The 19,402-nt window shown below is 40.9% G+C and carries 22 protein-coding genes and 1 pseudogene; 19 read left to right on the forward strand and 4 right to left on the reverse strand.

The genetic code is table 11. From position 1 onward, the window contains the following. The first annotated feature begins 3 nt into the window (after nt 1–3). Genes cobS through MHI04_RS09515 form a run of 5 tightly spaced genes read left to right on the forward strand, consistent with a single transcriptional unit; the run spans nt 4 to nt 2,899 of the window. Nucleotides 4–780 carry an adenosylcobinamide-GDP ribazoletransferase gene (gene cobS, locus MHI04_RS09495; RefSeq protein ID WP_036129034.1) on the forward strand — a complete coding sequence of 259 codons (777 nt, stop codon included), beginning with the start codon at nt 4–6 and terminating at the stop codon, nt 778–780. After that, on the forward strand, nt 753–1,349 hold the full coding sequence (locus tag MHI04_RS09500; protein WP_249645782.1) for a histidine phosphatase family protein: 597 nt from the start codon (nt 753–755) through the stop codon (nt 1,347–1,349). The genes cobS and MHI04_RS09500 overlap by 28 nt, the downstream gene beginning before the upstream one ends. Beyond that, nucleotides 1,301–1,693: a bifunctional adenosylcobinamide kinase/adenosylcobinamide-phosphate guanylyltransferase gene (locus MHI04_RS09505; RefSeq protein WP_342535594.1), complete on the forward strand. Its 393-nt coding sequence runs from the start codon at nt 1,301–1,303 to the stop codon at nt 1,691–1,693. Before MHI04_RS09500 ends, MHI04_RS09505 begins: the two co-directional genes overlap by 49 nt. Before the next feature lie 31 nt (nt 1,694–1,724). After that, nucleotides 1,725–2,219, forward strand: coding sequence for an ECF transporter S component (locus MHI04_RS09510; protein WP_058845017.1), 495 nt, complete (start codon nt 1,725–1,727; stop codon nt 2,217–2,219). After that, nucleotides 2,216–2,899 (forward strand): hypothetical protein, encoded by a 684-nt coding sequence (locus MHI04_RS09515; RefSeq protein WP_249645781.1) that lies wholly within the window; start codon nt 2,216–2,218, stop codon nt 2,897–2,899. Before MHI04_RS09510 ends, MHI04_RS09515 begins: the two co-directional genes overlap by 4 nt. 199 nt (nt 2,900–3,098) lie before the next feature. Here MHI04_RS09515 and MHI04_RS09520 read toward each other — a convergent pair. Beyond that, nucleotides 3,099–3,227, reverse strand: a pseudogene (locus MHI04_RS09520) (daunorubicin/doxorubicin resistance ABC transporter ATP-binding protein DrrA); the annotation flags it as partial. Between the two features lie 189 nt (nt 3,228–3,416). Between MHI04_RS09520 and MHI04_RS09525 the strand changes: the two are divergent. The 6 genes from MHI04_RS09525 to MHI04_RS09550 all read left to right on the forward strand — a co-directional run bounded on the left by MHI04_RS09525 (nt 3,417) and on the right by MHI04_RS09550 (nt 10,505). Next, nucleotides 3,417–5,150 (forward strand): ABC transporter ATP-binding protein, encoded by a 1,734-nt coding sequence (locus tag MHI04_RS09525; protein ID WP_342535595.1) that lies wholly within the window; start codon nt 3,417–3,419, stop codon nt 5,148–5,150. Beyond that, entirely contained in the window at nt 5,147–6,958 is a 1,812-nt protein-coding gene (locus MHI04_RS09530; protein WP_342535596.1) for an ABC transporter ATP-binding protein, read from the forward strand. Before MHI04_RS09525 ends, MHI04_RS09530 begins: the two co-directional genes overlap by 4 nt. A gap of 41 nt (nt 6,959–6,999) precedes the next feature. After that, a complete protein-coding gene (locus MHI04_RS09535) occupies nt 7,000–7,419 on the forward strand; it encodes a DUF1801 domain-containing protein (RefSeq protein WP_036129019.1) in 420 nt (139 codons plus the stop codon). A 437-nt stretch (nt 7,420–7,856) separates the two neighbouring features. Beyond that, nucleotides 7,857–8,837: an alpha/beta hydrolase gene (locus tag MHI04_RS09540; protein WP_340810963.1), complete on the forward strand. Its 981-nt coding sequence runs from the start codon at nt 7,857–7,859 to the stop codon at nt 8,835–8,837. 1 nt (nt 8,838) lies between these two features. Further along, a complete protein-coding gene (locus MHI04_RS09545; protein ID WP_342535597.1) occupies nt 8,839–9,510 on the forward strand; it encodes a response regulator transcription factor in 672 nt (223 codons plus the stop codon). Next, on the forward strand, nt 9,507–10,505 hold the full coding sequence (locus MHI04_RS09550; protein WP_342535598.1) for a HAMP domain-containing sensor histidine kinase: 999 nt from the start codon (nt 9,507–9,509) through the stop codon (nt 10,503–10,505). Before MHI04_RS09545 ends, MHI04_RS09550 begins: the two co-directional genes overlap by 4 nt. 33 nt (nt 10,506–10,538) lie before the next feature. On the opposite strand, the gene MHI04_RS09555 is transcribed toward MHI04_RS09550, so the two are convergent. Further along, nucleotides 10,539–11,408: a DMT family transporter gene (locus tag MHI04_RS09555; protein WP_058845023.1), complete on the reverse strand. Its 870-nt coding sequence runs from the start codon at nt 11,406–11,408 to the stop codon at nt 10,539–10,541. A gap of 151 nt (nt 11,409–11,559) precedes the next feature. Between MHI04_RS09555 and MHI04_RS09560 the strand changes: the two genes are divergently transcribed. After that, nucleotides 11,560–12,120, forward strand: a complete 561-nt coding sequence (locus tag MHI04_RS09560; protein ID WP_036128998.1) for an XRE family transcriptional regulator — start codon at nt 11,560–11,562, stop codon at nt 12,118–12,120. A gap of 38 nt (nt 12,121–12,158) precedes the next feature. Here MHI04_RS09560 and MHI04_RS09565 read toward each other — a convergent pair whose 3' ends face one another. Beyond that, nucleotides 12,159–13,016, reverse strand: coding sequence for a LysR family transcriptional regulator (locus MHI04_RS09565; protein ID WP_036129007.1), 858 nt, complete (start codon nt 13,014–13,016; stop codon nt 12,159–12,161). A 144-nt stretch (nt 13,017–13,160) separates the two neighbouring features. Here MHI04_RS09565 and MHI04_RS09570 point away from each other — a divergent pair, with 144 nt between their 5' ends. The 7 genes from MHI04_RS09570 (at nt 13,161) to MHI04_RS09600 (ending at nt 18,689) form a co-directional block, all read left to right on the forward strand. Then, nucleotides 13,161–14,369 carry an MFS transporter gene (locus MHI04_RS09570; protein ID WP_342535599.1) on the forward strand — a complete coding sequence of 403 codons (1,209 nt, stop codon included), beginning with the start codon at nt 13,161–13,163 and terminating at the stop codon, nt 14,367–14,369. 29 nt (nt 14,370–14,398) lie between these two features. Continuing rightward, nucleotides 14,399–14,779: an SRPBCC domain-containing protein gene (locus tag MHI04_RS09575; RefSeq protein WP_342535601.1), complete on the forward strand. Its 381-nt coding sequence runs from the start codon at nt 14,399–14,401 to the stop codon at nt 14,777–14,779. A gap of 109 nt (nt 14,780–14,888) precedes the next feature. After that, nucleotides 14,889–15,611, forward strand: coding sequence for a toast rack family protein (locus tag MHI04_RS09580; protein WP_230594005.1), 723 nt, complete (start codon nt 14,889–14,891; stop codon nt 15,609–15,611). Between the two features lie 123 nt (nt 15,612–15,734). Further along, nucleotides 15,735–16,286, forward strand: coding sequence for a sigma-70 family RNA polymerase sigma factor (locus MHI04_RS09585; RefSeq protein WP_141903213.1), 552 nt, complete (start codon nt 15,735–15,737; stop codon nt 16,284–16,286). Beyond that, nucleotides 16,261–17,325, forward strand: coding sequence for a DUF4179 domain-containing protein (locus tag MHI04_RS09590; protein ID WP_342535602.1), 1,065 nt, complete (start codon nt 16,261–16,263; stop codon nt 17,323–17,325). The genes MHI04_RS09585 and MHI04_RS09590 overlap by 26 nt, the downstream gene beginning before the upstream one ends. Before the next feature lie 84 nt (nt 17,326–17,409). Next, on the forward strand, nt 17,410–17,934 hold the full coding sequence (locus MHI04_RS09595) for a hypothetical protein (protein ID WP_036128993.1): 525 nt from the start codon (nt 17,410–17,412) through the stop codon (nt 17,932–17,934). Between the two features lie 26 nt (nt 17,935–17,960). After that, the gene (locus MHI04_RS09600) at nt 17,961–18,689 is read left to right on the forward strand and encodes an alpha/beta fold hydrolase (protein WP_244504814.1); all 729 of its coding nucleotides are present in this window, start codon (nt 17,961–17,963) and stop codon (nt 18,687–18,689) included. Between the two features lie 196 nt (nt 18,690–18,885). On the opposite strand, the gene MHI04_RS09605 is transcribed toward MHI04_RS09600, so the two are convergent. Then, a complete protein-coding gene (locus tag MHI04_RS09605) occupies nt 18,886–19,356 on the reverse strand; it encodes a hypothetical protein (RefSeq protein ID WP_036129003.1) in 471 nt (156 codons plus the stop codon). Between the last annotated feature and the right edge of the window lie 46 nt (nt 19,357–19,402).

Genomic DNA, 19,402 nt, shown 5'->3' on the forward strand with positions numbered 1-19,402 from the left:
ACGATGAAAAATTTTTGGCATAGCCTGCTATTGGCATTTCAATTTTTTACGGTTTTGCCAGTACATAAAGAGTTGCCATTAACGAGGTTCACCATCACAGGCATGTTCGCTTGCTTACCGTGGATAGGGGCTTTGATGGGGACGACGGTGGCAGCCGTGCTGTATAGTCTCACGCAGTGGACCGCAAGCAGTGAAGTGATGCTAGCTTTTATTGTCATAGGGCTATTTGCTTTATGGACAGGTGGTTTACATTTAGATGGCTTTATCGATATGGGCGATGCCTATTTTTCTTATCGAGATCGAGAGAAACGATTGGAGATTTTAGATGATCCTCGTGTAGGGGCATTCGGGGTATTGTCTGTCGTGTTTTTATTAATGGGTAAATTTGTCATTCTACATGAGCTATTTGTACAGCAGCAATTCGCTTTATGGATGGTGTTATTTGTGCCATTTCTAACGAGGGTGGGTATGAGCTTTTATTTTATGTCACTCCACTGCTCCAAGGAAAAAGGCCTTGCCTATTTTTTTAAGTCTCATATTAATGCCAAGCTATTGCAAATATGGTTGCTGTTATCGCTCCTCTTAGCTATAACGGCTGTATTTGTCTTTACTGAGTTCTCTCTGCTACCCATTATATTAGTGATCGTTTTAGCCATTGCGCTTTTTATTTTTCGCCAATTTACGTTGCGTAATTTTGGTGGCGTATCAGGTGATTTACTAGGTGCATCGATTGAAGGGATGGAGGTTGTGCTATGGGTGACATTGTTACTGTGTGCTTAATGAGGCATGCACCAACGAAAGAAAATTTAGAAAAGCGCTATCTTGGTTGGACGGACGCACCATTAGCAGCGACAACCGAGCTTGCTGTTGTAGATGCGAATGTCGATAAGGTTTATGGCAGTGATTTACTACGCTGCCGAGAAACAGCGGCTCATTATTTTCCGAATGCAAGCTACCAGACAGAGCCACGCTTTCGTGAGACAAACTTTGGTGCGTTTGAAGGGCAAACTTATGAGGAATTAAAAATGAATGCCCATTATTGTGCATGGCTTGACGATCCGATTCACACGCCCCCACCACAAGGCGAAGCGTTTGATGATTTTGTAACGCGTGTTATAGACGGCTTCAACCATTTACCAAAGGATGAGGATCATTATTATTTAGTTGTTCATGGCGGGGTCATTCGTGCGTTACTCGTTGCTTTTGCCCCAACAGAGCAGCCTTTTTGGTCCTATCAAGTGCCACATGACAAACAATTTGTTTTAACGTTTTCAAGAAAGGCTTGGGAGGAGGGAGCAAGATGCATGTCTTTATCGGAGGCGCCTATAACGGCAAAACCGACTATGTGAAGGGTTTGTATGAACAGCATCAGATGGTAATGCTTGATGGCGAATTACCAGAGGTGGCACCAGCCTGTGATGTCCTCGTCATAAAAAATTTAGAAAGATGGCTCGTGACACAAAATTTGGAGGAAGATGAACAAGTGGTTCAAACGGTGCTAGCAACAGTACAGACATTGGAACAACAATGTAGATTAGTGCTCATTGTCACGGATATGGGGCGTGGTGTTGTGCCGATGGAAAAGCAAGCACGTCTACTAAGAGATACATGTGGTCGTTTATACCAAGCTTTGTTCAAGGAAGCAGAGCAAGTTGTACGAATTTGGTATGGATTGGCTGAACAGCTGAAATAAGGTAAGCACTCAATAGAAAAGAGGAAAAGGCATGGAACGACAAAGATTAAGGAAATGGATATTGACGGCAATGGTAGCGGCCATTTGTGCTGTAGGGGCAATGATTAAAGTGCCAACATTTATTTCAACGGCGGCTCTAGACTCGGCTCCAGCCTTTTTAGGGGTTGTCTTTTTATCACCGCTACTAGCAGGTGTCGCTGGGCTGATCGGTCATTTTATTACAGCGCTCACGGCTGGATTTCCACTAGGTCCTCTACATTTACTAATTGCCGTAGAAATGTTGATGGTTGTCTGGATCTTTGGTGTGATGCATAAAAAAGGCATGCATTTTTGGAAATGGCCCGTTGCCCTAGTATTAAACGGCATTGTGGCGCCACTTCCGTTTTATTTTATTATTAGCCCAGCATTTTTCTGGGGAGCGTTAGGGAGTATTCTGATGGCAACGGTAATCAATTTAGTGATTGTCGCTGTAGTTATGCCCGTTTTGTCAAAGGTTTTTGTGCGTAAGGAAGGTCGTGTACAGTGAGAAATGCGATGAAAGTAGGCTCGTTGGTTGCGACAATGGATAATGCGGCAACCATTGGGGAAAAACCTCAGGATATTGTGTCTGCATCCGATCAATTGACAGCCTATATGACGGCACGTGTATCGTTTTTAGAGCAGCTTGCCGCGCAGGCATTGCCCATCCAAATACTACTTGCTAATTTTTCTGGTGATGCCGCATGGTCACGCTATGAGAAAGGCATTCAGCAAGTGTTTGAAGAGGCGGGTCTTACATGTCCAGCCATTGCAGGTAGTACAGAATCCAATATGCCCACACTGCAGTCAGGTTTAGCTATTACGATGCTAGGGGAGAGCCAACAGCGCTGTGCATTTGACCATGAACAGCTTAGCTGGTACACCTATGGCTTGCCACTTGTGGGCGAGGAAGTGTTGGCGCAGCCTGAAGATGTTGCACAGTTGCAGCCAATTTTTCAGGCATGGCGAGCGGAAATGGTTCAGCAAGTATGGCCCGTTGGATCAAAGGGGCTGCAAGGAGAATTCGCCCGTCTATTTAGGGGGCAGCGTGTTGAAAGTTCTGTTGATTGTACAAAATCCGCAGGGCCCTGCACGGTCACTTTGCTAGGCATTGATCCTAATAAAGAGCAACAGGCACAAAAGCTTTTCCTGCGAAACTTCGAAAAACTACGCATCATTACACTGTAACAGAGCTTGCTTCGAGCAATGGTCATCCTAAGTAAAATGCAAGGAGCATGGCCAGGAAAACGCAGCTTTATTGGCATAACAATGGGAACGTCCACATCCGGGCGTTCCCTTGTTTTTTACAAAGCTTTTATTTTCAAGGTTTATGTCCTGCGCATATAAGCACGTATTGTGAGAGGGGCCAAGATTGCCACCATCACTACACACCGTAAATGCTTCCAGCACGAACGTTCAGATCGACACCATCAACAGCACGATTATTTCCAAAAAGCTTAACCAAACGATTGGCTTCAATTGCCCACTCGACATTCGTTGCTAGTGATGCTCCCATGGAATTTCCCCCTATATCTACAAACAGATCATACATGACATCAATAAACTGAATATTAACTGGCTAAAAATATACTAGATAGCGATAGGGTTGTAAATATTACGAGACCCGAAAAATTATTGCCAAATGGGAATGATTTTCAGTTATAATGAGGAACGAATGGGATTTAAATAGAACGGAGACGAATGTATGCAGGTAGTTAAACAGTTAGGGCAGTATTTGGGGCCTTATAAATTTTTCACTTTGATTGCGCCGTTATTGATGGTGCTAGAGGTGACGATGGATTTAATTCAGCCAACCATCATGCAGCATATGATTGATACAGGGATTGTCAATGGGGATAATCGTTATGTATTGACTATGTTTGTCTGGATGCTTGGTAGCGCAGTGCTGGGGCTTATTGGTGGAGTCGGTTGCTCGTACTACAGCTCGAAGGCTGCGATTCATTTTGCATCGGATGTTCGACAGGCTCTTTATGAGAAGATGATGACGTATTCAGCCAAGGAGCGGGATGCGTTTACGACAGGGAAGCTGATTACGATTTTAACAAGTGATGTGGAAAGTATTCAGCGCGCATTTATGATGACGCTACGTATTTTTGTGCGTGGGCCTTTGCTTTTTATCGGAGCAGTGATTATCGTGTTTGTGACAGCGCGTGAGCTTTTTTCCATCCTTCTCATTATCGTGCCATTGTTGATGATCGCCATGTATTTTTTTACGAAGTATTCTGGTGTGCTGTATCGTCGTGTTCAGGAGGCGATTGATGGGGTCAATACGAAGCTACAGGAAAATTTGGCGGGTATTCGTGTGGTCAAAGCGTTTCGTCGTGAGACACAGCAGGTGGCACAATTTGGAGAATTAAATGAGGCGCTGACAAAGCGTTTCATCACTGCAGAGCAAATCGTAGGGGTACTTGTGCCCTTTACGATGTTTATTGTCAATCTGGGCATTGTAGCTGCACTTTGGCTTGGGGCCATTAAGGTAGAGGCGGGTACTTTGAAAGTTGGGGTCATTCTGGCGTTTATCAACTATTTAACGATTATTTTAAATGGCTTAATGTCTTCTAGTATGGTGCTAATGCAAATTGCACGAGCATTGCCTTCAGGCGAACGGATTGTGGATATTTTAAATAAAGACATAGCGGTGAAGGAATCGGAACAGGCGATTTCTGCATCCATACAAGGTGCGATTGACTTCGATCAGGTGAGCTATCGATACTATGATACAGCAGAGGATGTCCTCAAAAAAATTTCGTTTTCTGTAAAGCCTGGGCAAACGGTAGGCATCATTGGAAAAACAGGTAGTGGCAAATCAACGCTAGTAAAGCTGCTTCCTCGCTTATTTGATCCAACAGATGGTGAAATTCGCCTAGATGGCAGACCACTCAAATCGTATGCCCTCGCAACATTACGTACGCATATCGGCTTTACCTCCCAAAAAGCGTTATTGTTTTCTGGAACGATTGAAGAAAATATTCGACTCGGCAAGGATGAAGCGACAGCCGAGGAAATACAACAGGCAATAGAGGCAGCCTGTGCGAGTGAATTTGTGGAGCGACTTGATAAAGGCTTAGCCCATGAATTGTCACAGGGAGCTACAAATTTATCGGGCGGGCAAAAGCAGCGCCTTGCTTTAGGCCGTGCATTTATTCGTAAGCCTGCCATTCTAGTGCTAGATGATACTACCTCCGCGCTCGATAGTGCGTCGGAGCAGCATGTGCAGCAGGCTATTGCCACACAGTATCAAGACACAACGACAATGATCGTAGCGTCGAAAATTGCCTCGATACAGCAGGCTGATATGATTTTGGTCTTAGAGGATGGCGATATTGTTGGGCAAGGAACCCATCAGCAGTTACTACAAGCCAATACGCATTATCAAGCCATTTATGCGTCGCAGCAAAAGGCTGGTGAACAAAAATGAGTCAAAATCAACCAAAGCAAATGAATTTTGGACGTGGCCCACGTATCGGAGGGCCATCTGAGAAGGCGAAAAATCAAAGAGCAACATTGTTCCGAATATGGCATTATGTCAAACAGCAAAAAATAGGGATGTTTTTAGCCATCTTTTTTGTCGTTGCTTCTACCTTTTTAAGTCTAGCAGGGCCCTATTTGATTGGGCATATTATTGATGATTATATTATGAAAAAGGATATCGACGGCACGATCCGTTTAGGTATCGTCTTAGCTGTTATTTTTACAGTAGCATCTATTCTGACATGGCTGCAAACCTATGTCATGATTCATGTGGCGATGAAAACAATTCGGACATTGCGGCTGGAACTGTTTCATAAGCTTCAAACGCTCACATTACGATTTTTTGATCAGCGTGCACTTGGTGATTTAATGAGCCGTGTCACAAATGATATTGATAATTTAAATACTGCTCTTGCACAAAGTGTGACGCAAATCGTGTCATCTATTTTAACTGTCATTGGTGTCAGTATTGCGATGTTCACATTGAGCTGGCAGTTAGCCATTGTGACATTGATTATTATTCCGCTTATTGTGTTCACGACCAAGCAAATTATTAAGCGCAGTAGTAAAAATTATGCAGCAAGGCAACGGGATCTTGGCAGGCTGAACGGCTATATTGAGGAAATGATTACGGGTGCGGAGGTCCTCACGCTTTTTGGGAAGGAGCAGCAAACGATTGATACGTTTCATCAGCAAAACGAAAATCTGCGAAACTCCGCCCAACGTGCAGAAATTACCTCTGGCTTATTAGGACCGATTAATAACTTTATGAATAACTTGGGCTTAGCCGTCGTTATCGGAACGGGTGCCTTTTTAGCCGTGAAGAGCATCATTACAGTTGGGATCATTGCCGCCTTCGTGACGTATACACGGCAATTTTTCCGTCCGCTTAATCAGTTATCGAATCTGTTAAATACCTTTCAGTCGGCCATTGCTGGTGCAGAGCGTGTGTTTGAGATTCTAGATGAACCATCCGAGGTAGTAGATCAGCCTCATGCCATCGAGGCAGCATCGCTCAAAGGGGATGTTATTTTCCAGCAAGTATCTTTTAGCTATGAGCCAAATAAGCCTGTGTTAAAAAATATTCACTTCCATGCCAAGGCAGGAGAGACCATCGCTCTTGTTGGTCCAACAGGCTCAGGGAAAACGACGATTATTAATTTACTGACGCGTTTCTATGACGTGGATCAAGGGGAAATTTTGATTGATGGGCACAATATCGAACACTATCAAATGGCGACCATTCGCCAAAGAGTAGGCGTAGTTTTACAGGACACGTATTTGTTCTCTGGCACCATTCGTGAAAACATTCGCTTTGGGAAGCTAGATGCCACAGATGAAGAGGTCGTGGAAGCGGCGAAAATTGCGAATGCCCATCACTTTATTAAATATTTACCAGCCCAATACGATACACCTGTGCAGGCAGGTGGCGCTAATTTAAGTCAGGGACAACGCCAGCTCATCGCCATTGCTCGTGCTATTTTAGAGAATGCTGATATTTTAATTTTGGACGAAGCGACATCGAGTGTGGATACGCAAACAGAGGTCGATATTCAAAAAGGCTTACAGCATTTGATGCAGGGACGCACAAGCTTTGTCATAGCCCATCGTTTAAAAACAATCGAGAATGCCGATCAAATTCTCGTCATTCAACAGGGGGAAATTGTCGAGCAAGGTAATCACCAAACGTTAATGCAGCAGCAGGGCATTTATCGTCATCTCCAGCAAAAATTATTGTTAGAGCAGGTAGAATAGGGAATAATAAAGGTACATCTTCCAGAAAGTGAGGGATAGACATGTATGAATTAAAAATGAAAGAAACAGATGCAAGTGTCATTGAATTTATTGAAAATGTGGACCATCCACAAAAACGAGAAGACGCCTTTCGGTTATTGGACATTTTTACAGAGGTCACAGGCTATGAAGCCAAAATGTGGGGACCGAGTATTATCGGCTTTGGTAGCTATCATTACAAATACAAAACAGGCCATGAAGGGGATGCACCCCGTGTTGGCTATTCCCCACGCAAAGCAAAAATTAGCCTGTATTTTGCCCCAGGTGATGAGCGAGAGCAGCTATTACAGCACTTTGGCAAGCACACAACGGGGAAAGCCTGCGTGTATATTAATAAGCTTGCGGATGTGGATGAAGACATCCTAAAAGCCCTTATACAACAAACCATCGACTTTGTACAAAAAAACTATCCAGATGCTTAATACTAAGAAAGCTGCCTATCTCAATGTAGGCAGTTTTTTTGATGGAATCACTGCAACGTATATATACAGGAGACGTCTAAAAATACTAACAAAAAAGAGGGTGTAACATTATTGCGGCCTTCATTGTATTTAAATAAAAGGAAGTGGTAAGAGCAGTAATACTAGATATTACAGAGAAGTTAAAAAAAGTAAACAGATGATATTTAGAGATAGCTAGTCCAAATGCTTTAACAGTGTCCTATTATACTACTAATGATTTTACTATTGGAATAAAATGAATCGTTCAAAGCTATTTAGCCATCTGGTGTCGATATTCAATCGGGGTCAGATGGCTGAGTCATTTTAGGAAGTGTGCAACTATAATTTTTCTCCAAAAATTAATTAGAAATTTATTTTTAATGTGTATCCTTGCAAGTATGAACGGAGAGGAGCTACGTATGAAGAAATTAAAGAAATTATTGGTATACATAGGAGCATTAATCATGCTTGGAATGGTGGTTGTTTGGATCTACCATTATCATTTAGTACAGAAGGAATCTGCTATTTTACAAAATAATGGCACACTAGTAGACGTCGATGGTCATCAAATTAATGTCTATCAGGAGGGAGTTGGCGAGGACACGTATGTATTTATGGCAGGCTCAGGTATTGCAGCCCCAGTGTATGAGTTAAAGGGGCTGTACCGTAAGTTTTCACAGCACCATCAAATAGCCGTAGTGGATCGAGCTGGCTATGGTTATAGTGATGTAGCCCATGATGCAAGAGACATTGAGACAATCCTAGCGCAAACACGAGAGGCTCTGCTACAAAGTGGTCTTCGGCCTCCTTATATACTCGTACCACATTCCATTTCAGGGCTAGAAGCCATTTACTGGGCACAAAAATACCCCGAAGAAGTAAAGGGAATCATCGCGCTGGACATTGGTTTACCTAGTCAATATGTAAAGCATCCAATGGGAACCGTCGATAGATGGATGGTGAAGGGGATGAGTCTAGCAACTAGAATGGGTTTACACCGACTTCTGCCATCACAGGTCTATAATCCGCAAGTATTGAAAATGTCCTTTTTAACAGCAGAGGAAAAGAAAATGTATCAGGCATTGTCCTTTAGACAGTTTTTTAATGAGGATATGAAAAATGAGCTGTTACAGGTCTATGAAAATAGTTTACAATCAGAACAGCTTCCAAAGCCGCAAAACACGCCAATCTTGCTGATTGATGCCATTGCAGAAGACAATAAAGATTCGCAATATACGAAGCAGAAAAGGCAGGATTATGCAGACTTTGCACAGCAATTCACCTATGCACAGGTGGAAGAGGTCAGTGGCACACATAGTATTTATCTTTATCAACCCGATGAAATCTATCAACTAGCCATGATATTTATGAAAACGAATGCTGATAAGAAAGGTCGATAATATGAAAGGATTTACCATTTTAATTGTAGAAGACGATCAAATGATTGGGGATTTGCTACAAAAAATACTACAGCGAGAAGGCTATGAAGCGATTTGGAAAACAGATGGTCGAGACATTATGTCACTCATTCAGCAAGTGGATTTAGTCATTATGGATATTATGCTGCCAGGAGAGGATGGCTATCAATTAAGCAAAAATATTAAACGATTAGGCTTAAATATCCCCATTATTTTTCTATCGGCACGAAATGATATTGATAGTAAGCTAGAGGGCTTAACGGTCGGGGAGGATTATTTGACAAAGCCATTTGACCCGCGTGAGCTTTTGCTTAGGATGCAAAAAATGTTGAGCCAGCAATATGGTATATTGACGCAAATCCAGCATTTATTTATTGATGGGGAGCGGCGTAAAGTGTTTAATCAAAATCTTCATGATGAAATTGCATTGACAGCGATAGAGCGGAAAATGTTCTTTTATTTATTTGACAATCGAGACAGAGTGTTAACAAAGGATCATTTTTTCGACTATCTTTGGCCACTGGATGAACGCAATCATAATATTCTCAATGTCCATATTAAAAAGATTCGAGCAAAGCTACATGATCCAGCAGGCAGCATTGTGCAAAATATTTATGGAGAAGGGTATCGTTTGAATACCTACATCAAAAAATGACCTTAAAAACGAAATACCGTACTTTATTATTTTTGGCGATTGCTAGTGTACCAATTGTGTTATTAAGCATTAGTGTGGCTATAGCTGTTGTTTATGACAAGGTCTTTAAATTGAAAAATGAAGGCATTCCGTTTCATGAATCCTTTGCCTATCCTATTATGCTCGTAGCGTTTGTGCTGTCATTAGGACTGTTAGCATTATTATTCTCAACAACTATCCATTCTTTATTGTCAAAAATCACGATGCTCAATAAAACGATACGGGAATTAGCTAGTAATGAGCGGATACCAAATACGTTAACAGTTAGTAGTGAGGATGAAATAGGACAGCTTATGCAGTCTGTCAATCTCTTAATTGAGCGGACGACTTACCGAGAATTAGAGTTAGCGCAGCAGCAGGAGCTCCAAAAAGAGCTGCTGCAAAAGTTACGACATGACATCCATACGCCCTTGACGGCCATACGTTTACAGTTATTTTTTCTAGAAGATCAATTACAAGGGCAGCCGAAATTGGTGGAATCCTTAAATGCACAAATCCACTATATAACGAATTTAACAAATGCATTTCAGTTACAAGCCTTTGATACAAGTGAAAATTCCTTTGTTGTCCAGGAGGAAATCCAGCTTGTACAGCTACTAGAAACGATGATGAAGAAGTGGCGTTATTTATATCGCATGCAAAACATAGCCCTGCATTTTCACCATGATGACCCACATGCTATTTGGATTAGCAATGAATTATGGCTACAACGTTTATTTGATAATGTCTTCCAAAATACATTAAAGCATGCCCAAGCAACGCAGCTAGAGGTTTCAATAAACAATGGTCAAGTGTTCATGTGTGATGATGGAGTTGGCTTCAAGCCTGATGCCGATTATGCAGGACTTGGGCTCAAAATTATACAGGACATTGCCAAAACATTGAACATCGACGTTTCATTACAATCAAACGACACGGGGACTTCCTTTGGCTTTGCCCAAAAGTCCCTGCAATAAAAAAACAACGGCAGCCTTTGCCGTTGTTTTGTCTTAATGAGATTTTCGTTGTTGCAGTAAAAAGAGCGCAAGTCCTAGTAAAATGACGATAATGCCGATCCCTTGTTGAACAGAAATCATCTCATCTAAAATAAAATAAGCTAATATACATGTACCGATCGTTTCACCTAAAATACTCATCGAGATAACGGTTGTACTTAACCATTTCAATAGCCAATTAAAAATGGTTTGCCCAAAAATCGTTGCAATAACGGCTAATCCTACAAGAGACCACCAAGTGGATGCTGAATAGTCGAAGAACGATTCCTGCATAAAGAGGGCGTATACCGCTAAGAAGATGGAGCTGCTTCCATAGCCAATGATCGAATAAGGAACAAGTGATAAATCCTTGCGAACAGATTGTCCGATAAAAAAGTAGGCCGTAATAATACCTGCCGCTATAAAGGCAAGGATATCGCCATAAAGAGCTTGTCCACTAATCTGGAAATCCTGCCAGCCGATGATGAAACAACCGATAATGGCTACGCAACAGCCAACAATTGCTCCTTTAGAAAAACGTTCTTTAAATAAAAAATAGCTTCCTACTAAAGAGAATAAAGGTTGTAGTGTTACAATGACTGTTGAACTAGCCACCGATGTGTAGTTTAATGATTCAAACCATAAGACATAGTGACAGGCTAAAAATAATCCTGATAAAATGCCCAGTCCCCACTGTTTTTTGGAGAGGCTCGTCATTTCCTGTCGCAATCCCTTTTGCGCTAATAAAAAGGGGAGTAGCACTAGCAGCGCAAAAAATAATCGATAAAAGGCCGTAATGGCTGGTGGCGCATCGGCAAGCTTGACAAAAATAGCTGAAGTCGATAATGCAAAGACAGCAAAAAATAAAGAGATGTAATAAAACATGATGAACTCCTATGTATTTGTTTATAATAATAAACAAGATTAATAATATTGCCTAACCTATTATAGTGTAGTCTTCCTCAATAAAATAGGGTTTTTAGAATATCAGCACAAAACTAGAAAAATACACATTATGATAAAAAGGAGTCGTTCCATGCAGTATCATCAATTAGGACAAACCGTACTAAGTTATCGGAAGAAAAATGGTATGACCATTAGAGAGTTTGCAGATTACGCAGGCATTAGTACTTCTTTAATTAGTCAAATCGAACGTGGACAAGCGAATCCATCGTTAAGTGTGCTGGAGTTAATTGCAAAGGCTTTACATGTACCATTGTTTACACTTTTTATTCATGATATCGATACAAGTACACTTATTTCACGCAAGCACAACCGCAAAAAAATATATCGAGAAAACAAGGATCATATTGTCTATGATGTATTAACACCTGACTTTATGAAAGCTCGAATTGACATGCTCATGATGGAATTAAATCCACACGCAGTGACCACGGAAAGTCATTATTGTCACAATGATAAAGAAGAGATAGCAGTGATGATGAGGGGGCAAGGCTATGTAGAGCTAGAAGGAGAAGAGTATGAGCTATTGGAAGGGGATGTTGTGCGGATTCCGCCGAATGTTCGACATCGTTTCCTCAATAAAAGCAATGACAGCATCCACGTATTATTCGTTCTAACACCTTCATTAATATAGAATAAGCAAGGACTAGCGAAGCCTTGCTGTATTCGATACTATTCCGTTTCAAGCAAGGACTCTATTACCTGCTTTAATTGCATAATAGAGGAATGCTTGCTGTCGTTTTCATGATAAATAAAGACCGTTTCAATTACTTTATTGAGATCATCCATGTCATAAAAGTGCAGGTCAGGGCAATGATAAAGTGCCAATAATTTCGTATTTAAGACTGCAATCGTATGCTCAATTTCTAAAAAATCAAGAATACTACTAACGGATTTAATTTCTTTCATTGTGAAAGGAACTTGCTTCATTGTTAGCCATTGTGCCAATGCATGTGTATACATACAGCCTTTACTTAAGACGAGTAGTGTTACTGGCGTTCGTTGCTCAAAATCGATGACATGAGAAGGGCTTGAAATGACCTCAAATGTTTCTGACGCAATTAAATCATAGTTTAAATCGGCATACTGTTTAGTTGGATTACTAGTCAGTGCACAATCCAGCTCAGCATTATGTACTTTGTGATTTAAAGATGTACTTGATTCGACAGTGAAATCGACATCAATTGGACTATGACTCGTTTGGAGTTCGTTCATAATGGATGCACCATAAATTTTAATGGTTGTATGAGAAGTTCCAAAATGGAGGCTCGTTTGAGCAGGTCCGATCATTTGTAAAAATTTTTCATAGTTTTGGGCAACCTGTTTTAAAAATTGTAAATAATGGCTACCTACCTCCGTCAGCTTTAAACCTTGTGGTGTTCGTTTAAAGATCTCCTGTCCAATTTCACTTTCTATTTTTTTTACCTTCGAAGTTAAGGCAGATTGTGTATAATTGGTGATTTCAGCGGATTTACTTAAGTTTTGCCTTTCTAAAAGCTCTATTTTTAAGGCAATGTCTTCAATGTTCATGTTGTTCGTCACACACCTATTAAATTTTTTGATAGCTGCTATCATTTTCCTCCATTTTACGTATGCTATCAGTCAACGTAAACTCTAGGTAGCGACAAGGTATACTGCATAAATAAAGCGGTATCAACCTGATGGAGGGTTAACATGCATACATATTATCAATGGGTTATTTTACTAGTGGCTACACTGTCACAGACAGCTTCAACCTTTGTCACCTATGGGATGGGGCCAGTTGCCTCTTTTTATCAAATGGAATGGCACTTAACGTCCTTTCAAACTGGACTGATTGTTTCAGCCGTCAATATAGGGCCGATTTTCTCCATGCTGTTATTTGGCTACCTTATGGATAAAAAAGGAGAAAAGCGGATTATTGGATGGGGCTCCGTTATACTGGGCCTGTCAGCCTTCCTGTTAATACCTGTGAACCATTATACGACATTGCTACTCGTATTAATAGTTGTTGGTATCTGGTATGGTAGTGCACAAACTGGCGGCAGTACCGCTATTGTGAAGTGGTTTCCAGATAAGCATCGTGGGCTTGCTATTGGTATTCGCCAGACAGGTATCCCCATTGGTGGGGCACTTTCTTCTATTGTACTAACGTATTTATATCAACAGCACCATCTGTCCACTGTGCATTTGGTACAGGGTTTAGTGGCGATAAGTGGGGGACTTTTATTTTTACTGCTGTATCATGAACCAAAACAGCACGTAACCGTTGCCGCAAATCCTATTTCCTTTAAAGAAAAGATGATGGCTATTCAACATAATCGAGCGCTCTATCCTCTATTTTTTGTCGGCATTGTCATGATGTCCTTACAAATGGTCATCATTGCTCATTTTATGAGCTATTTACATCAAGAGGGCGGCTATACATTAACAGAGGCAGGGAGCTATTTAAGTTTGATTTTGCTGGGAGGCATGCTAGGGAGAATTGTGCTTGCTTGGCTGGGTGACCGATATTTCGCTCATAAACGTGCGTCATTGTTAGTGCTTGTCATGGTTGCCACATTTATGATGATTGGCTGTTTGCCCTTTGTCATACATGGGAAGAGCTTGATGATTATTTTTTGTGGTGTGTTTGGTTTTTTAGCACTCGGCTGGTATTCCTTATATATTACCTGTGTCACCGAGCATTCTGATCCTCAAGCTGTGGGACTTACCGTGAGTGCAGCTTTAACGATTAATCAATTTTTTATTGTCTTAGCACCAACGTTGTATGGTTTTTTAGTTGCTGTTTTCTCAAGTCATCAAATAGCCTTGGATTTCATGGCCATGTTCATCATCATTGGGGCATTTCATTTATACCGAACATCCCAAAGTAGTCTATCGCTTGAAAATTCGGTAAAATAATGGAAAACAGAAAAAGGTGGTAATGGTGAATGACCAGTTCGATTTGGATTGATGCGAAAATAGATAGCGTGTGGCAAGCGATTACAGAGGAACAACTCCTCTCGCAATGGTATGCACCAGGCTCCACCTGGGATATCCCTCAACTAGCAGATGGTGAAAAGATAACGTTTACGTTAATGCCTAATGCGCATAATCAGCTATCTGAAAAGCTACCTATGCAGCTCACGATTCAGCACGTAAAAAAACATGAGGAGTTTTCCTTTTACTTAGAGGTGCCGGAAACGTTGATTGCCATTACGCTAGTACAACAGCACGAGGGGACAACTGTAAGCTTTAACTCACCAGGCTATGAGGCTTCGCTGGCTAATTTAAAGGCATTGCTGGAAGGGGGAGATATCCCTTATCAGTAGCGAACCCTACGTCTTAGGTCTTAGATAAATTTCGAGCGCAGGGTCGTATTTTAAAAGGTTGACTCCTATATAATGAAATTATTGGTAGATTATATGGTGGGAGGAAATCATGTTGAAAAAATTAGTTGGTTTAGGTGTCATAATGGGTACATCTGTATTGGTCTTATCGGGGTGTTTCTCCTTTATTCCAAACAACAAGATGCGAGAGGAAGCCATCTTGGTAGAAAAGGATAAAGTGAAAGCATTAGAGGTAGACATTGATCTAGGTGTTGGTGAACTGACAGTATCGAGCGGTGCGAAGGAATGGGTAGAGGGCAAGGCCGACTATAATATTAAAAAGCTAGCCCCACAGGTAGACTATGATGTCCACGGCGATACGGGAGAAGTGGATATTCAGCATAAAGGCTCTACAAAGCTAGGAATCTCAAATATTAAAAACACTTGGGCAATCCAACTGAATGACAGTATCCCGATGGATTTGACAGTTGAAACAGGCGCATCCCTTGCAAACCTAGATTTACAGGGGCTCCAGCTGGAAAAGCTTGATATTGATGCAGGTGTCGGTGATGTAACGGTTAATTTAGGTGGCGATTGGAAAAAGAGCTTTAAGACATCGATTGAAACGGGCGTCGGTCAAACAACCGTTATTTTACCATCAAAGGTTGGTGTCAAATTAACGACAGAGAAGGGCATCGGATCTTCAAATATAGAGGGTCTTGTATCCAAAGGCCAGGGTGTCTATGTCAACGAAGCCTATGATAAGGCAGATGTTGTGCTAGAGGTTCATTCGGAATTGGGTGTCGGAGATATTACCTTTAAATTAGATCAATAAAGGAAAATGTAGTAGGCTACTTAAAATACAGTAGTCTACTTTTTGTATGGCCAAAAAAATAAATAAAAGTGAAACCTTTTGCTTGGATAAAAGACTCTAAGTATGGAAGGAGGGGAAACAAGTATGGAACATGATTTATCTATCGTTAAACAAGCGATTGCGGGGCAGAAGGAAGCCTTTGAACAGCTACTTGTGCTAGAGGAAGAAAAACTATATTACACGGCGCTATCGTATGTTGGTCAAAAAGAGGATGCGCTAGATGCTATTCAAGAAGCGGCATGTAAAGCCTATTTAACCGTTCATCAACTAAAAAATCCAGCATTTTTCTCGACATGGCTGTTCCGCATTTTAATTCATGAATGCTATCGTTTGCTGAAAAAGGGCAAGAAAATGATTCCCTATGAGGAGAGGGAATTATTAGATCGGTTACATGAACAGGAGCAAGTCATCGGGAATCCTATTGATTTAGCAGAAGCTATCCAACAATTAAACCATCCTCAGCAAATGGCGCTCATTTTATTTTATTATCGCGATTTGCCGATTAAAGAAATTTCAGACATGATGGAAAAGCCTGAGAACACCATCAAAACCTATTTGCATCGTGGTAAAAAACAGCTAAAGCGACAATTAGAAAGGAGTGCAATGTTCAATGAAAAAGTCAGTGACCCTACCTGAATTTCCACGTGATGAGGTACGAGCAGCGATTGCACAAGGTATTCAACAAGCACAAGGTAAACCAATTCAAATGAAAAGAAGAAGCAAGCGTAAACCATTCGTATTTATTGCCAGTACTGTTGCCATTTTTAGTTTAACCATTGGCACAGCCTATGTATTACCAACATTTGCGAGCACATTGTCCAAGCTACCAATTATCGGTTCCGTATTCAATGACTCAGGCTTGCCTGGGCTAAAACAAGCCAGTGAACAGGGGCTAACCAAAGCTGTTGGCGAAACACAAACCATCAATGGGATTTCGGTCACAGTAGATGAGGTGCTTTATGATGATTCTCGTATAACGGTTGGGGTAACGATGCAATCTGAGCAGGAATTGAGTAAACTATATTTTGGAGCAGGCTTGGAATTTACCATTAATGGCGCCCAACCAACTGTCAGCTCAGGTAGCTATTCTGAACATAGGTTAAGTCCTACGGTTCGGACAGGTATTGCGACGTTTGATGTCAAACAGGTTGAGGAAATGCCAGATTTCTTTCAATTGGGCTTAATATTAGCAGGGGAAAAGGGAGAAAAATGGATGTTTTCGACCCCGATTGAAAAGATTACAGAGATTGTCCATGTTCCTGTGAATCATCGACAGCAGGTTGAAGGCATTGAGCTTGATATATCCAACATCTCCTTCAGTCCATCAGGGATCTCCCTTGACTATGAAGCAACGATGAACGGAATCCTCGATAACTCACCAGCATCTATAGAATTTTTCATAACAGATGGGCAAGGCAGAGAGATTGCCTCTCATTCGGGCGGAGGAAAAGCACAATTTGATGATGGGTTGTGGAAATTAAGCAGCACGAAAGCCTTTGATCCAATAGCACAACATGTTGAAAAATTAATCATTACGCCTTATGTTTCCATTCCATCAGGAGGTGGGAGCGTTCAAATAGACGCTGATGGCAAAGAAACACATATCCCATTCAATCCATCAGCCTATAAAGAAGTGAAGTTCCAACCATTTACAGTAGAAGTACCCAAACAATAATAGGAGCGTCAAATACATCCTTTGTATTTGGCGCTTATTTTATGGTAGCTTTAAGAAAGTTATTGTTTTGAAGGAGCGAAAGTCGTGAAAATTTATACATACAAGCAACCAGCAGCTATCGAGTCAACAGAGGCCATCCAAATTATCAATGAAGCAGGGGAGGTATCGTCCACTGTTCAACGTGTTTATTCCAATGCTCTAAAAAAAGCATTTGACCGCACGATGGACTATCGTTATTTTGTTCGCTTTGATGTCAATGATCGCAACGGTCGACCACTTTTTACGTGTAAAAAAGTATCCCGTCGTGGGCGCGTACATTTCAGAGGCAAGGATTTGGTGTCAGGCAAAGACTATATGATTGCCTATGATGGCTGGCAAATCATGATTCCTGATTTACTGATTACAAATGGTGAACAGCAAATCAAGCTCAACAAAGAAATGGAGGGCTGGTCTGTATTTACAGTGAATGAGCAGCCTATCGCACGTTGGCAAGCTACTTTCTGTGAGACGCATTTTGATATTACGCTAGAAATTGAAGACAGTAGTCCCATCCAGGAGGAAGCCTTTTTTATTGCGATAGGACAGGCAGTATTGTTTGTGGGGGCATAAACGAATTCGAGAAAGGGCTTGATTGTGTGCTGAAGATACTACCAGCGAAAGAAATTTATTTACAGGGAAATGAGCATGCCGTATTACTTTTACATTCTTTTACAAGTCATACAAGAGATATGAAGAAAGTAGCCACTTCATTACATGCACAAGGCTACACTTGCTATGCACCATTATACCGAGGACACGGTCATACCCCAGAACAGCTATTACACTATCAGGTAGACGACTGGTGGCAGGATGTAGTCGATGCCCACCAATTTTTATTGAATGAAGGCTATCAGAAGATTTCGGTCATTGGCTTATCCATCGGTGGCATTTTTACTTTAAAGCTTGCCCAATTCGAAAAGCTATTACAAATCATTGTCTTATCAGTACCAATTGATAAGGAGCCAGCGCAATTAAAACAAAGAATAATTGATTATGCCTACAATTATAAAACGATAGAGGGCAAATCAGCGTCTCAAATTTCACAGGAAATGGAGCCATTTCAACACATGGCGTTAGATGCTATGAGCGCATTTCAACAGTTTATCCAAGCAACGATGCAGCAGCTTGATAGAATTACCGTTCCTATCGCTATCTACTACGGTGAACGCGACGATGCATCATATGCACAAAGCGCTGAAACGATTTATCAACATGTTCACTCTTCCACTAAGCAGAAGAGGGGCTTTGAAAACGCTAAACATTTGATGACATTAGGCCGGGATCAAGATGAAATCATACAGGAGATAATAGATTTTTTGGAATAAATGCTAATGGAGGAATGTTGCAGGACATACCAAAATGCCTTTTTGCCAAGCATCCTGAATATTTTTGAAAAATAATTCTATATTAAGGGGTTTTCAATAGAATACATAATTATTTTAAAAACATGTAATAGCTTTTGATAAAATTTGAAGGAAACCTAATTTTTGCGGGTTTCCTATTCTTATTAAGTAACAAATTTTACAATGTAACCACATTATTTTTAGACAGGATTAAATAGCAGTTATTTGATTCCCGCTTATAGTGTCCTACATGAAATTCATTCAGGTTTATTAAATCCTTGAAGTATTTTGGGACAGGGCAATTCCAATTGATATTTTCTATTTTTAGTGGAAAATTGTCTTCATTAGGATTGGGCGTATGAATATAGACTGAATCCAAACCACAATCTTCATCTACTAACTCAATCCACAATTGATATGGTTTTCCGAGTGTTTCAAGCTTTTCTAATAAACTGTTATGTAAGGCTATATAGGCTTTTATATGCGTTCTTCGTATTTTCAAACTGGTATTCCCCAATCCATAAAAATCAAGATGGGTGTGCCACAAATCAAACCAACCTTCTTTGCCAAAGTCTAAATCATATTGCTCTGCTACTGTTTCTTGCCATAAGTTACGGAAATAACGCTTTTTCCCACGAAACTTTTTCAAAATGATTGTTCCCCCATTTAAACATGTTTTTAACTTTTTGAACCCC

This window comes from Lysinibacillus sp. FSL K6-1151, assembly GCF_038630755.1.
GTDB lineage: Bacteria > Bacillota > Bacilli > Bacillales_A > Planococcaceae > Lysinibacillus > Lysinibacillus fusiformis_D.